At 68.7% G+C, this 14,072-nt stretch carries 5 protein-coding genes and 5 pseudogenes; 6 read left to right on the top strand and 4 right to left on the bottom strand.

From position 1 onward, the window contains the following. Positions 1-198 precede the first annotated feature (198 nt). Positions 199-687 carry a hypothetical protein gene (locus ACRQ5B_RS03200; protein WP_432396885.1) on the top strand — a complete coding sequence of 163 codons (489 nt, stop codon included), beginning with the start codon at positions 199-201 and terminating at the stop codon, positions 685-687. A 147-nt stretch (positions 688-834) separates the two neighbouring features. On the opposite strand, the pseudogene ACRQ5B_RS03195 reads toward ACRQ5B_RS03200, so the two are convergent. From ACRQ5B_RS03195 to ACRQ5B_RS03185, 3 pseudogenes are all read right to left on the bottom strand, one after another. After that, positions 835-1,828 (bottom strand): annotated as a pseudogene (locus ACRQ5B_RS03195) (IS481 family transposase). A 127-nt stretch (positions 1,829-1,955) separates the two neighbouring features. Beyond that, positions 1,956-2,988, bottom strand: a pseudogene (locus ACRQ5B_RS03190) (LacI family DNA-binding transcriptional regulator). A 23-nt stretch (positions 2,989-3,011) separates the two neighbouring features. Further along, a pseudogene (locus ACRQ5B_RS03185) lies at positions 3,012-4,726 on the bottom strand (glycoside hydrolase family 13 protein). A gap of 344 nt (positions 4,727-5,070) precedes the next feature. Here ACRQ5B_RS03185 and ACRQ5B_RS03180 point away from each other — a divergent pair. The 5 genes and pseudogenes from ACRQ5B_RS03180 to ACRQ5B_RS03160 all read left to right on the top strand — a co-directional run bounded on the left by ACRQ5B_RS03180 (position 5,071) and on the right by ACRQ5B_RS03160 (position 12,476). Continuing rightward, a complete protein-coding gene (locus ACRQ5B_RS03180; protein ID WP_432396882.1) occupies positions 5,071-6,375 on the top strand; it encodes a sugar ABC transporter substrate-binding protein in 1,305 nt (434 codons plus the stop codon). A 126-nt stretch (positions 6,376-6,501) separates the two neighbouring features. Continuing rightward, positions 6,502-8,163 (top strand): ABC transporter permease subunit, encoded by a 1,662-nt coding sequence (locus ACRQ5B_RS03175; protein WP_432396879.1) that lies wholly within the window; start codon positions 6,502-6,504, stop codon positions 8,161-8,163. A 124-nt stretch (positions 8,164-8,287) separates the two neighbouring features. Continuing rightward, positions 8,288-9,156 (top strand): annotated as a pseudogene (locus ACRQ5B_RS03170) (sugar ABC transporter permease). A gap of 1 nt (position 9,157) precedes the next feature. Next, positions 9,158-11,059 carry a glycoside hydrolase family 13 protein gene (locus ACRQ5B_RS03165; protein WP_432396876.1) on the top strand — a complete coding sequence of 634 codons (1,902 nt, stop codon included), beginning with the start codon at positions 9,158-9,160 and terminating at the stop codon, positions 11,057-11,059. 46 nt (positions 11,060-11,105) lie between these two features. Then, positions 11,106-12,476: an FAD-binding oxidoreductase gene (locus ACRQ5B_RS03160; protein WP_432396873.1), complete on the top strand. Its 1,371-nt coding sequence runs from the start codon at positions 11,106-11,108 to the stop codon at positions 12,474-12,476. A 92-nt stretch (positions 12,477-12,568) separates the two neighbouring features. Here the strand turns inward: ACRQ5B_RS03160 and ACRQ5B_RS03155 are convergent. After that, positions 12,569-13,989: pseudogene (locus tag ACRQ5B_RS03155) on the bottom strand (DUF4032 domain-containing protein). Positions 13,990-14,072 lie beyond the last annotated feature (83 nt).

Below are 14,072 nucleotides of genomic sequence, written 5' to 3'. Positions count from 1 at the left end.
CTCAGGCCCCGACACTCAGTGTCGGGGCCTGAGCTCTTTAACTGACCACAGCAGCAGCAACGACGTAGGAGCTCCTACCGTTGAGCCGGCTCTGGGACCCGGCGGCAACGGCGTAGGAGCTCCTTCCGCTGAGCCATCCTTGGAAGCGGGAGTATGCACGGGGTGGCGCCATCTCTGTCCCTAGTAGAGTTGATGCCCATGGATAACCTCTTCAGCCACGCAGCTGCCGCCCCAGAGCCAGGGCCTTCCGAGGGCCTCGACCCGCTGGTGTGCACCGTCATCGTTCCGGGCGCCGTGGCCAGGGCGTTCGTGGGTTTCACCGAGCACACGCACCTGTGGTGGCCGCTCGAGGAGCACGGCGTGTACGGTGCCGGCTCGTACGTGGAGTTCGAGGAAAACCTGATCCTGGAAACCGCGGACGACGGCCGGACCTCCATCTGGGGGACCATCGATGACTGGCAGCCGCCACTGTCCTTCCACGCCAGCTGGCACCCCGGAACCCAGGCGCTGTGGTCCACGGAGATCCGCGTAGCGTTCCGGGCAGTGGATGCCGGTACCGAGCTCCGGCTGGTTCACAGCGGCTGGGAAGGCGCCGAACACCCGGCAGTGACCCGGGACGAGTATGAGGGCCTCTGGCCAATGATTCTTCAGCGCTATGTCCGGTTCATGGGCGGCGCCCAGGGCTAGTCCCGCAGGCCACGTACGCTCCTTCCCAGTTGCCCGGCGGGGAGGTGCGCGATCGGCCCCCGGAAGGTCCACAATCAGCTCTCTACGGCTGAGCGGATGCTCGGCCCGCGGGAGTAACCGGGCAGGAACGTACGCCAGCCGGCGGTGCTAGCTGTACTGCCCAGGCAGGTTGGTTAATCGGCTGATGGGCGGGTGGCCTCCGATTGCGGTGTGGGGCCTGTGGTGATTGTAGTTGTGCAGCCAGGCCGGGAGGGCGTTTCTTCGGGCTGATTCGGTGGCGTAGAAGCGTTTGAATGCCCACCCGTCGGCGAGGGTGCGGTGGAAGCGTTCGATCTTGCCGTTGGTCTGCGGCCGGTACGGGCGTGTCTTCTTCGCCTTGATGTTCAAGTCGCGGCAGGTGTCGCGCCAGAGGTGGGATTTGTAGGCCGATCCGTTGTCGGAGAGGACCCGCTCGACCGTGACGCCGCGTGCGGCGAACCACGACACGGCCCGCTTGAGCACTCCAACAGCGGTGACCGCGGTTTCGTCGCCGTGGATTTCGGCGTAGGCGACCCGCGAATGGTCATCGATAACGGTGTGAACATAGGCGGTACCGATCAGCGGATTGCGGTGCCTGTTCCGGGTTCCTGACGGGGTCGCGGAGCGGTTCTGTTTTCCCTGTTGCCGGCCCACATAGCGCCACCCGCCGCCGTCGGGGATGTTGCCGAGCTTCTTCACATCGACGTGGATCATCGCCCCGGGACTCTCATGTTCGTAGCGGCGGATCACTTCCCCGGTGCGTTTGTCCACGTGGTGCAGGCGGTTCAGCCGGCACCGTACCAGGACCGCGTGCACGGTTGAGGCCGGCATGCCCAGCTTCGCGCCGATCGCGACCGGCCCCAACCGTTGCTTCCAACGCAGATGCACGACCTTGCGCACCAGCTGCTGCGGTGTCCGGTTCGCCAGACGGTGAGGGCGTGAGGACCTGTCGGTCATGCCGGCCTCGCCCATTGCGGCGTAGCGGGACGCCCAGCGCTTGGCCGTCGGCCAAGAGCAATTGAACTGCTCGGCAGCCCGGGAAACCGGCCACCCATGGTCTATGACCAGACGCGCGACCCTTGAAACGTTGGCGCGGGGTCAAAGCGGCATTAGCGTGGGACATGAGGACCTCCTGGTCGCCTCAGCGGTTGTCTAAGCAACTCCACTGTGCAACCGGAGGTCCTCACCTTTAGGTCAACGACTCCAGCGAGTCACCACATTCACCAAACCACCGTCCCTGGGCAGTACAGCTAGCGCAGCGGAGAGGTGTCGGCCGGGGGCACGGCCGTGCTGGAGCGGATCACGAACCGGGTGGGGTATTCCATGTCCGCCGCTGCAGGCTCCCCGCCGCCGCCCTCCAGCCCATCGAGCAGGCGCCGGACGGCCAGGGCTCCTGGCCGCGGGCATCCTGGTCAATGGTGGTGAGGCCGAAGACTTCCCCCAGCTCGTGGCCGTCGATGCCGATCACCGAAAGATCCTCAGGAATGCGGAGCCCGAAATCGCGGGCCGCGAGGATAGTGCCAATCGCCATCTCATCGGAGGCGGCGAACACCGCCGTCGGACGCTCCGGGGAGCTCCCCAGCAGTTGCCGGGCGCTGGCGTAGGCGCCCTGGATGGTGAAGTCGGCGGAGACCAGCCACTCCGGCCGCACCGGAAGGCCGGCGCCGTGCATCGCCGCCGTGAAACCTGCCTGACGGGTGCCGGGGAGGCGGAAGTCCTTGTCGTAGGCGGCGTCGCCGGTCATGTGCGCAATCCGGCTGTGCCCCAGCTGGATCAGATGCCGTGCGGCGGACTCCGCCAGCCCGGAGTCGTTGATCCGAATGGTCGGAGCGCCCGGAAGGGGACCGCCGATGCCCACGATGGGCCGGTGGATGGCCAGAAGTTGCTGGATCTCTGCTTCGCTGAGCTCCAGGGACACCGCGATGACCGCATCCACCCGCTTGCGGAGCAGGAAGTCGTTCAGGACGCTGTGCCGCCGCTCCTCGCCGTCGCTGACGTTGTACAGCGTGAGGTCGTAGCCGGCGTCGAGCAGGGTGGCCGAGACACCCTCCACCACCGCGGAGAAGAACCAGCGGTGCACGGACGGGACCACGACGCCGACATTGTGGTTCCGCCCGGACGCCAGGCTGGAGGCATGGTAGGAGAGCACGAACCCGAGTTCCGCGGCCGCGGCCTGGGCCAGCGCGCGGCTGCGGGGGAGACGTTGCCCTTGCCGCTCAAGGCGCGTGAAACGGTGGCGATGGAGAGGCCGGCCCGTTCCGCGACGTCCTTGATGCCGGGCATTTTCAGCTCTCCGTGTCCTCGATCTAGATTTGCAGCCAAACAGTTTCCCCTGAGCCTAACTGATGCTCCGGGGCGTTCATGCCGGCGGCCTGGGAGCTGCGGAGCAGCACGGTTCCGGCGGGCAGGTCGAGCGGTTCGTGGCCCACATTCATCAGCACTGCGACGGTGCCGTTCAGGTAGCCCAGCGAGGTGTCCGTGGACCAGTCCTCGAGCCAGGCCAGCGAGCCCTCGCCGAGGCGCAGCTGCCGGCGCAGGGCGAGCATGCTGCGGTAGAGGTTCAGGTGCGACGACGGCGAGGCGGCCTGCGTGTCCCGGGCCAGAGCGCCGAAGCTTTCCGGCTGGGGCAGCCACGGGTCAGCGCCGGAGCCAAAGCCGTTGTTCGGCTCGCCGGCCCGCCACGGCAGCGGGACACGGCAGCCGTCGCGGCCCAGCCGCTCGCCGCCGGTCCGCCCGAAGGTGGGGTCCTGGCGCTGGTGGTCGGGAATGTCGATGCCGTCCGGCAGGCCGAGTTCCTCGCCCTGGTAGAGGTACGCCCCGCCCGGCAGGCCCAGCATGAACATGGTGGCGGCGGCGGCGCGGGCGCGGCCGAGCTCGGCGTTCGGCTGCGGGTCGGCGGGACCGATGCCGTCGCCGTCGCGGGGTGCGGGGTCGTCGTAGCCGAAGCGGGTGGCGTGCCGGACCACGTCGTGGTTGGAAAGCACCCAGGTGCTTGGGGCGCCGACGGCGTCCAGGGCAGTCAGGGACTCGGTCACCACGCGGCGCACGCGGTGCGGGTCCAAGCCGGCGTGCAGGTACGGGAAGTTGAAGGCCTGGTGCATCTCGTCCGGACGGACCCAGTCAGCGAGGCGGGGGAGCGGGTCCACGTTGGCCTCGGCGCAGAGGATCCGGTCCGGACCGTATTCGGCCAGGATCCGGCGCCAGGCGCGGTAGATGTCGTGCAGGGCCGGCTGGCCGAACATCGGCGCCTCGTGGCCCGGGAAGCCGTCTGAGCTGTTGCCGTCCGCGCGGCCGCCCCATGCCGGCAGGCCGGGGGCCTTGACCAGGGCGTGGGCGACGTCGACGCGGAAGCCGGACACGCCCCGGTCCAGCCAGAACCGCAGCACGCGTTCGAACTCTGCATGGACGGCGCCGTTGTCCCAGTTGAAGTCCGGCTGGGAGGAATCGAAGAGGTGCAGGTACCACTGGCCTGCGGTGCCGTCGGGCTCGGTGATCCGGGTCCAGGCCGGTCCGCCGAAGTGGGACTGCCAGTTGTTCGGGGAAGTTCGCCGGACTCGCCGAGTCCGTCGCGGAAAATGAACATGTCCCGCTCCGGGCCGTCGGCCGGGGCGGCGAGGGCGGCCTGGAACGCGGCGTGCTGGTCCGAGCAGTGGTTAGGCACCAGGTCCACGATCAGGCGCAGGCCCAACCGCTTGGCCTCGGCCATCATGGCGTCGAAGTCGTCCAGGGTGCCGAAGAGCGGGTCCACGTCGCAGTAGTCGCTGACATCGTAGCCGGCGTCGCGCTGCGGGGAGCGGTAGAACGGGGAGAGCCAGACGGCGTCGACGTCCAGCTCGGCGAGCTGCGGCAGCTCCGCCGTGATCCCGGCGAGGTCGCCGACGCCGTCACCATTCAGGTCGCGGAAGGACCGGGGGTAGACCTGGTAGATGACGGCGGAACGCCACCAGCCGGGAGTGTGGTCTGCGGCGTGCACCAGGGTCAACGGGCCGGCGAGGGCGGCGGGGACTGTATCAACTGACATGCCGGTAATCGTAAGGCCGAAGACACCGAATTGAAAACGCTTCCAGCATTTACGTCCCTTAGGTGTCGCTGCTGCCAAGGCGCCACTGTCGGGGCGGGAGTGCCCCTGTGCCCGAAAAAGCAGGCAAAAGACGGTCGGATCGGCCGTGGGCGGCTATCGGCGAGTTTTCGGAATGGCCCAAGATGGCGACACGCCCGGTACACGCCGACTTCCCAAACTACCTACTGGCGTGTAACTTGGAAGCGCTTGCAGCTGTGAGCCACATCACCGACGATGCCACCAGGCCCGACTCGATCCGATCGGGCCTCTCGTGTGGATGCAGGATCTTTATGAAAGGGACACCAATGAAGGTGCAGAACACCCTCACCACCGGCACCAGCCGCCGGGTTTTCACGGCAGGTGCCGTCTCCGTCGTGGCCGCACTGGCCATCAGCGCCTGCGGCGGCGCGGCGGCCACCTCCCCGGCCTCGCCTTCGGCCACGGCCAAGCCGGACCTCAAGGCCTCCGGTGCCAGCACCATCACCATGTGGGTCGACGCTGAGCGCTCCCCGGCGCTGAAGGACATCACCGCCAAGTTCCAGGCCGACACCGGCATCGAGGTCAAGCTGGTGGTGAAGGACTTCGCCGCCGTCCGTGACGACTTCATCACCCAGGTTCCCACCGGCAAGGGCCCCGACCTGATCGTCGGACCGCACGACTGGGTAGGCAAGTTCGTCCAGAACGGCGTGATCGCCCCCGTCGAACTCGGCGACAAGAAGGGCTCCTTCCAGGATTCCTCGATCAAGGCCATGACCTACAACGGGTCGGTCTACGGTGTCCCGTACGCGATCGAGAACATCGCGCTGCTGCGCAACACGGCAATCGTCCCCGATTCCGCCAAGACCATGGACGAGGTCATCAGCAACGGCAAGAAGGCCGTCGCCGACGGCAAGGCCAAGTTCCCGTTCCTGGTGGGCATGGACCCCAAGCAGGGCGACCCGTACCACCTGTACCCGCTGCAGTCCTCGATGGGCTCGCAGGTCTTCGGTAAGGCTGCCGACGGCGGCTACGATCCCAAGCAGCTCCTCATCGGCGACGCCGCCGGCGTCGAGTTCGCCAAGAAGCTGGCCGCCTGGGGTGACGCCGGCGAAAAGATCATCAACTCCAACATCACCGGTGACATCGCCAAGGAGAAGTTCCTGGCCGGGGAATCCCCGTACTACCTGACCGGCCCGTGGAACGTTCCGGACGTGCAGAAGAAGGGCATCAAGTTCGCTGTTGACCCGCTGCCCACCGCGGGCGACCAGCCGGCGCAGCCGTTCATCGGCGTCAACGGCTTCTTCATCAGCTCCAAGAGCGCCAACGCCCTGGCCACCAACGAGTTCGTCACCAACTACCTCACCTCCGAGGCAGCGCAGGACTCCATGTACAAGGCCGGCGGCCGCCCGCCGGCACTGAAGGCCTCCTTCGACAAGGCCGCCAGCGACCCGGTCGTCGCGGCCTTCGGCAAGATCGGCGCCACCGGCGTCCCGATGCCGGCCATCCCGGAAATGAGCGCCGTCTGGGCTGACTGGGGTGCAACCGAACTCTCCCTGATCAAGGGCCAGGGCGACCCGGCCGCCGACTGGGCCAAGATGGCTGCCAGCATCAAGACCAAGATCGGGGGCTAGCCCCGCCCCGGGTCCCGCCGCCGCGCACAGCCGCGGCGGCGGGACCCGGTCAGCTCCGGGTCGGGCGGCACCACACCGCCCGGCCCGTTCCTGCATCACCCTGCTTCTCCCAAGGACTGAAGAGCCATGCCAGATACAGAACTCCGCGAGGGCACCGACCCCGCCGCCGCACCGCCAGCCCCGGGCGCGGGATCCCGCACGGGCAAGCGCACGGGACGGCAGGCCGGGTCAGCCCACCGCCGCACCTCCCCGGACGGGACCAAGGGCATCATCGCCAAGATCGTCCTGCTGGGCCTGGTCGACGCCCTGGCCGTCTTCGTCCTGACCATGCTGTTCCTCAGCCACTCCTGGACCGTCCTGGTGGTCTCCGCCGTCGTCGTCCTGGCGATCAACTGGATCTACCTGCGCAAGGGCGGACTTCCGGCCAAGTACCTGGCCCCCGGCGTCTTGTTCCTGCTCATCTTCCAGGTCTTCGTGGTGGTCTTCAGCGGCTACATCGCCTTCACCAACTACGGCGACGGGCACAACAGCACCAAGGATGACGCGATCGCCGCCATCCAGCTCACCGCCCAGAAGCGCGTCCCGGACTCCCCGGCTTACAAGACCTCGGTCCTGGCCAAGGGCGAGTCGTTCTACCTGCTCTTCACAGACCCGGCCGGCAAGGTCTCCCTCGGCAGCACGGACAAGCCCCTCGAGGACGCCGCCGGCGCGGTCAAGGACTCCACCGGCAAGGCCAAATCCCTTGACGGCTACCAGACCCTGAACTTCCAGGAAATCGTCGCCAACCAGCAGAAGATCCTGGCCCTGACCGTCCCTGTGTCCGCCGACCCGGCCGACGGAACCCTGCGCACCGCTGACGGCAGCAACGCCTATCAGTTCAAGCCCTCGCTGAAGTACGACGCCGGAGCGGACACCTTCACGGACACGGACAGCGGCGCCGTCTACCGCGACAACGGGAAGGGCGCCTTCGCCGCGGCCGACGGTCAGATGCTGTCCACCGGCTGGAAGATCGACGTCGGCTTCGAAAACTTCTCCCGCGCCTTCACCGACCCCAGCCTGCGCGGCCCGCTCGTGGGCGTCATCCTCTGGACCTTCACCTTCGCCATCGCCTCCGTGGCGCTGACCTTCGCGCTGGGCCTGTTCCTGGCGATCGCCTTCAACCGCGAGGACCTCAAGGGCAAGAAGGTCTACCGGATCCTGATGATCCTGCCCTACGCCTTCCCCGCCTTCCTCACCGGCCTGGTCTGGTCCGGCATCCTTAACCCGGAGTTCGGCTGGCTGAACCAGACGCTCCTGGGCGGCGCCCATATCGGCTGGCTGACAGACCCCGTGCTGGCCAAGATCAGCGTCCTGGTGGTCAACCTCTGGCTCGGCTACCCGTACATGTTCCTGGTCTGCACCGGCGCGCTGCAGTCCCTGCCCTCCGAACTGGACGAGGCCGCCCGGATGGACGGCGCCAGCGCCTGGCGGGTGTTCCGCTCCATCAAGCTGCCGCTGCTGCTGGTCTCGATTGCCCCGCTGCTGATCTCGTCCTTTGCGTTCAACTTCAACAACTTCAACGTCATCTTCATGCTCACCGGCGGCGGCCCGCGGTTCGCGGACACCACCCGGGACATCGGCGCCACGGACATCCTGATCACCCTGGTCTACAAGGTGGCCTTCGGACAGGGCACCGGCCGCGACTACGGATTGGCCAGCGCCCTGGCCATCATCATCTTCATCATCGTGGCCACCGTATCGGCCATCAGCTTCAAGCAGACCAAGGCACTCGAGGACGTGAACTCATGAACCGGCCAGCACCGCGCACCGCATCGTCGGCGACCCCGACGGACCAGGCCACCGGGACGACGGCGGAGCCGGCAACGGGGAGGGCGCCCGCGCCACCGCCGCCGACGTCGAACGCCTCAAGTCCCTGCACCGCCGCCGCCCTTTCGGCGTCTGGCTCGCGGACAAGGGCTGGCGGCACCTGGTGGGTATCGCCGTGACCATCTTCGCGATCTTCCCGCTGCTCTACGTGCTCTCCGCCGCGCTGAACTCCACCGGCACCCTGGTGGGATCCAACGCCCTGTTCAGCAAGATCGATTTTGGCAACTTCACCGCCCTGTTCAACATCCCGTCCCGGCCCTTCGCCCGCTGGTTCCTGAACACGCTGGTGGTCGGCGGCATCACCTCCGCGGCCACCGTGTTCCTCGGCGCCATGGCGGCCTACGCGTTCTCCCGGATGCGCTTCACCGGCCGCCGGGTGGGGCTGCTAAGCCTGCTGCTGCTGCAGATGTTCCCGCAGCTGCTCGCCGTCGTCGCGATCTTCCTGCTCCTCAGCGGCATCTCCGAGGTCATCCCGGCCCTGGGCCTGGGCAGCCAGCTGGGCCTGATCATGGTCTACCTGGGCGGCGCCCTGGGCGTGAACACCTACCTGATGTACGGGTTCTTCAACACCGTGCCGCAGTCCCTGGACGAGGCGGCCAAGATCGACGGCGCCAGCCACACCCAGATCTTCTTCGGCATCATCATGCGCCTGGTCACCCCGATCCTGGCCGTCGTGGGGCTCCTGACCTACATCTCGATCTCCGGAGAGTTCGTCATCGCCTCCGTAGTACTGACCGACCCGGACAGCCAGACCCTCGCCGTCGGTCTCTACTCCTTCGTGGCCCAGCAGCGCTCGGAGAACTGGGGGTCTTCGCCGCCGGCGCCGTGATCTCCGCCCTTCCGGTGATGGCGTTGTTCCTGTTCCTGCAGCGCTACATCGTCAGCGGCCTCACGGCCGGCTCGGTCAAGGGCTAGGGTGTCCGGCGCCGCTGCCGCCGGGCTCCTGCCGCACCACGACGGCTCCGCGCTCCACGCCCCGGACGGTGTGGAGCGCGGTGGCCCGGTCCGCCTGCGGCTCCGGATCCCCGCCGGGTGGGGCGAGGCGTCCCGGGTCTGGCTGCGCTCCCTGCACGACGGCGAACCCCGCTACGATGCCTGCGACCCTCTCGGGGGCGCCGATGGCTGGACGTGGTGGGAGGCGGCAACGACGGCCACCAACCCCGTCCTCCGCTACCGGTTCCTGATCGAGGCCGGCGGCCGGACTTGGCAGCTGAACGCCCAGGGCCTCTTCGGCCGGGACGTCTCCGACTACGCCGACTTCCGGCTGGGCACTTACCCGGCCGGGCCGGAGTGGCTGCGGACCGGGACCATGTACCAGATCTTCCCGGACCGGTTCGCCCGCTCCGCCCAGGCGGACACGCACCCGGCACCGGACTGGGGCGTCCCCGCGGACTGGCACACTACTCCGGTGGAAGGCGCCTCCGCGGTGACGCCGTACCAGTTCTACGGCGGCGACCTGCCCGGCATCATCGAGCGGCTGGACCACATCCAGGCGCTCGGGGCGGACATCATCTACCTCACCCCGTTCTTCCCGGCCCGCTCCAACCACCGCTACGACGCCGCCACCTTCGCCACCGTGGACCCGCTCCTCGGCGGAGACCAGGCGCTGGTGGACCTCGTGGAGGCGGCGCACGCCCGTGGCCTCAAGGTAATGGGCGACCTCACCGCCAATCACTCCGGCGACGCCCATGAATGGTTCCGGAACGCCCTGTCCGGACCGGACGCGCCGGAGGCGGGCTACTACTACTTCTCCCCAGACCACGGCAGCTACGAGGCCTGGTACGGCGTACTCTCCCTGCCGAAGCTCAACTGGTCTTCGGAAACGCTGCGCGACGCGTTCGTCCGTGACGAGGACTCGCCGGTGGCCCGCTGGCTCCGGCCGCCCTTCAACCTGGACGGCTGGCGGATCGACGTCGGCAACATGACCGGACGGCTCGGCGCGACGGACCTCAACCAGGACGTGGCCCGGCTGATCGCGGACCGGGTCCGCGGCATCAACCCGGACGCGGCGCTCCTGGCCGAGTCGACCAATGACGCGGCCCCGGACTTCAGCGGCGAGCACTGGCACGGCGCCATGACCTACTCGAACTTCACCCGCCCGCTCTGGGCCTGGCTGGCCGGCGACGCCGGGCACGTGAACTTCTTCGGCACCCCGCTGCCCGGTCCCGGCCGGATCGACGCCGCGGAATTCCTCGCCACCCATCAGGACCTGGCGGCCGCCTTCGGCTGGGACGTCCGCCGGCAGAACATGAATGCGCTGAACAGCCATGACACCGCCCGCGCCGCCACCGCCATGGTCGACGGCGGCCAGCAGCTGGGCGCGGTGCTGATGTTCACCCTGCCCGGCGTGCCGGTGCTCTTCGCCGGGGACGAATTCGGGTTCACCGGGGACAACGGAGAATTCTCCCGGACCCCCATGCCCTGGGACCGCCCCGACCGGGTCCGCAACGACCTCCGCGGCCTCTACGCCGCACTGTCCGGGCTGCACCGGGACCAGCCGGCGCTCACCGCCGGCGGCATCCGCTGGCTCCACGCCGACGGGGACGTACTGGCCTTCATGCGGGAAACCGCCGGGGCCACGGTGCTGGTGGCTGTTACCCGGGCCGCCGCCGACGCGCTGCTCGACCGTGCCCTGCTGACCGCCGACCAGTGGGAGGGCCTGGCCGGCGCCCCCGCGCTCGTCGTCGGGGACCTGGCGTTCGAAGGCGTTGGCCGTGCCGCTCCCGAGCTGGGTCGCGAGGCCGGGGCACGGCTGCGCTCCGCGGGCCCGGCTGCGGCCGTCTGGGTGCTGCCGGGGGTAACCGTCCCGGACGCCTAGACTGGGTCCGACACAGAGCGGGTTCAACGGCGAACGGGAGCGGGACATGCGCGGCATCATTGGAGATCTGACGGCGGCCCTGGGGGCGGACAAGGTCGCGACGGAGGACCCGGCCCTCGCCGCCTATGCCGTGGACCAGGCCCCCGTGCTGGACTACCAGCTGCCGCAGGCCGTGGTCTTCGCCGAGACCGTCGAGGACGTGCAGGCCGTGGTCCGGGCCTGCGCCGCCCGCCGGGTTCCGCTCGTGGCCCGCGGCGCCGGCACCGGCGTCTCCGGCGGAGCCCACGCCAGCGAGGGCTGCGTGGTCCTCAGCCTGGAGAAGATGAACCGCATCCTGGACCTCAACCCCGATGACGAGACCGCCGTCGTCGAACCCGGCGTCGTCAACGCCGACCTCAACGCCGCCGCCGCCATGCACGGCCTCATGTACGCCCCGGACCCTGCCAGTTACCGCAGCTCCACGATCGGCGGCAACGTCGCCACCAACGCCGGGGGCCTGCGCTGCGCCAAGTACGGGGTTACGCGGGATTCGGTGCTGGCCCTCGACGTCGTCCTGGCCGACGGCACCCTGATCCACACCGGACACCAGACCTTCAAGGGCGTGGCCGGCTACGACCTGACCGGGCTGTTCGTCGGCTCCGAGGGGACGCTCGGGATCGTCGTCGGGATCACCGTCCGGCTCAAATACCTCCCGCGCGAGGTGCACACCATCGCCGCCTTCTACCCGGACTTCCGCAGCGCCGCGGCCGGGGTGCTGGCCGTGGGCAAGGCCCGGGTGCAGCCCGCCATCATGGAACTGCTGGACAGCGGCACCCTCGCCCAGCTCGACGCCATGCACGGCTCCACCCTGTCGGCCCGGGGCGCCTCCCTGCTGCTGCTCCAGACGGACGGCTTCGGCGCCGCCGCCGAGGCCGCCGCCATCCGGCCGCTGCTGGCCGCCGGCGGCGCGGTGGTGACCATGGAGGCGGACGCGGAAGCGGAGGCCCTGGTGGAGCTGCGCCGGCACAGCCGCGGCGCCGAGGTCGACGACGAATACCGGGTGGGGGAGGACGTCGCCGTCCCGCGGTCCCGGCTGGTGGATTACGTGGCCGAACTTGAGGCGATGGCGTCCCGGCACGAGGTGAAGCTGAAGGTGGTGGCGCACGCCGGGGACGGCAACCTGCACCCCACGTTCTGGGTGGACCGGGACGGCGACGGCGTGGACCCCGGCGCGATGGAACGACTGGGCGCCGCCCTGGACGAGTCGGTGACCGTGGCCCTCGCGATGGGCGGCACCATCACCGGCGAACACGGCGTGGGCCAATACAAGCTGCGCTGGCTGGGCCTGGAGCAGAAGGAACCGGTCCGCGGGCTGCAGTACCGGATCAAGGAACTCTTCGATCCGGTCGGGATCCTGAACCCCGGCAAGGCCATCTAGCCCGGCCGCCCGCCCAACTGACTCGCAGCCAAGGCCGTTTTGGCGGCTGAAAACGGCCTTAACTTGCGAGTCAGTTGGGGGTGGGGGAGGGATCAGTCGTCGGCGTCCGGGTACTCGTCTTCGCCTTCGGGGGTCTCGTCCTCGTCGTAGCGGGGCTCCTCGGTCTCGACCTCAAGGATCTTGAGCAGCTCGGTGTCCGGGTTCAGCATGATCGCGGCCTCGTCGCGCCGGTGCCGCAGCTCGGAGTCGATGTAGGACTGCACGGCCTCGGCCAGAGGGATGTGCCGGTTTTCCTTTTCCGACATGTACCAGCGGTGCTCCAGGATCTCGTGCACGGCCTCCGCCGGTTCGAGTTTCCCGGACAGGTCGCGGGGGATGGCACGGACGATCGGCTCGAAGATCTGGCTGACCCACAGGTGGGCGCTGTACTCCTCGTCCATGCCGGGGTTGTTGTCCGCGCGGAACGAGTCCATGTCGTTCAGCAGCCGGCGGGCCTGGTTCTCCTGGGCATCCAGACCGGTGAGCCGCAGCAGCCGCCGCTGGTGGTGGCCGGCGTCGACCACCTTGGGCTGAAGCTGGATGGTGGAGCCGTTTTGGGTGGTCTTGATCGCGTATTCCTCGACGTCGAAGCCGAGTTCGTTGAGCCGCCGGATGCGGGCGGCCACCCGCCAGCGCTCGCCGACCTCGAAGGATTCCTTCTCCGTCAGCTCGGTCCAGAGCCTGCGGTAGCTCTCCATGATCAGTTCACTGGTGGCCACGGGGTCCACCTTCTCCTCGATCAGGCCGCCGTCGAGCAGGTCCATCAGCTCCCCGGCGATGTTGACCCGGGCGATTTCCAGGTCGTACTCGCGCTGGCCGGTGGACAGGTCCGGGTACAGCTCGCCGGTCTCGGCGTCCACCAGGTAGGCGGCGAAGGCGCCGGCGTCGCGGCGGAACAGGGTGTTCGAGAGGGACACGTCGCCCCAGTAGAAGCCGATCAGGTGCAGGCGGACCAGCAACAGGGCCTGGGCGTCGATCAGGCGGGTGAGGGTGTCCTTGCGCAGCATCTGCGAGAACAGGGCGCGGTAGGGCATGGAGAACTTCAGGTGCCGGGTCACCAGCACGGGGTTCAGGGGCTTGCCGTCCGGGGTGGTGCGGCCTGTGATGACCGCCACCGGCTCCACGCAGGGGACGTCCAGCCGGGCCAGCTTGCGGAGCATGTGGTACTCGTGCCGGGCGATGTGCTCGGAGGTTTCCTTGATGGCGATGACCGAGCCGCCCAGGTGCGCGAACCGGACGATGTGCCGGGAGATGCCGCGGGGAGGGCGGCCAAGTACTCGGCGGGCCAGTCTTCGAGGGCGATGTGCCAGGGCAGGTCCAGCAGTTCCGGCTCGGTGGCGGCGGCGGTGATGCTCAGGGAGCTGGAGATCGCCTTGTCGTCATTGGCGCTTGCGGGCACGTACCGGGGCAGCTTCCCGATCTGGCCGTAGTCAGTGGGTTCGTCGTGCCACTGGGCACCGTTGTCCTCGCTCATGCGGTTCTCCTCGGTCATGGGGCAATTCTCCCGTACCCGGCGGCGGCGCGCCTAACCACGGGGCGGTTAACGGCCGACGGCGG

The sequence above is a fragment of the Pseudarthrobacter sp. L19 genome (assembly GCF_050859435.1).
GTDB lineage: Bacteria > Actinomycetota > Actinomycetes > Actinomycetales > Micrococcaceae > Arthrobacter.
Note: the sequence above shows the minus strand (reverse complement) of the source record. Positions and strands in the feature narration are given on the sequence as shown.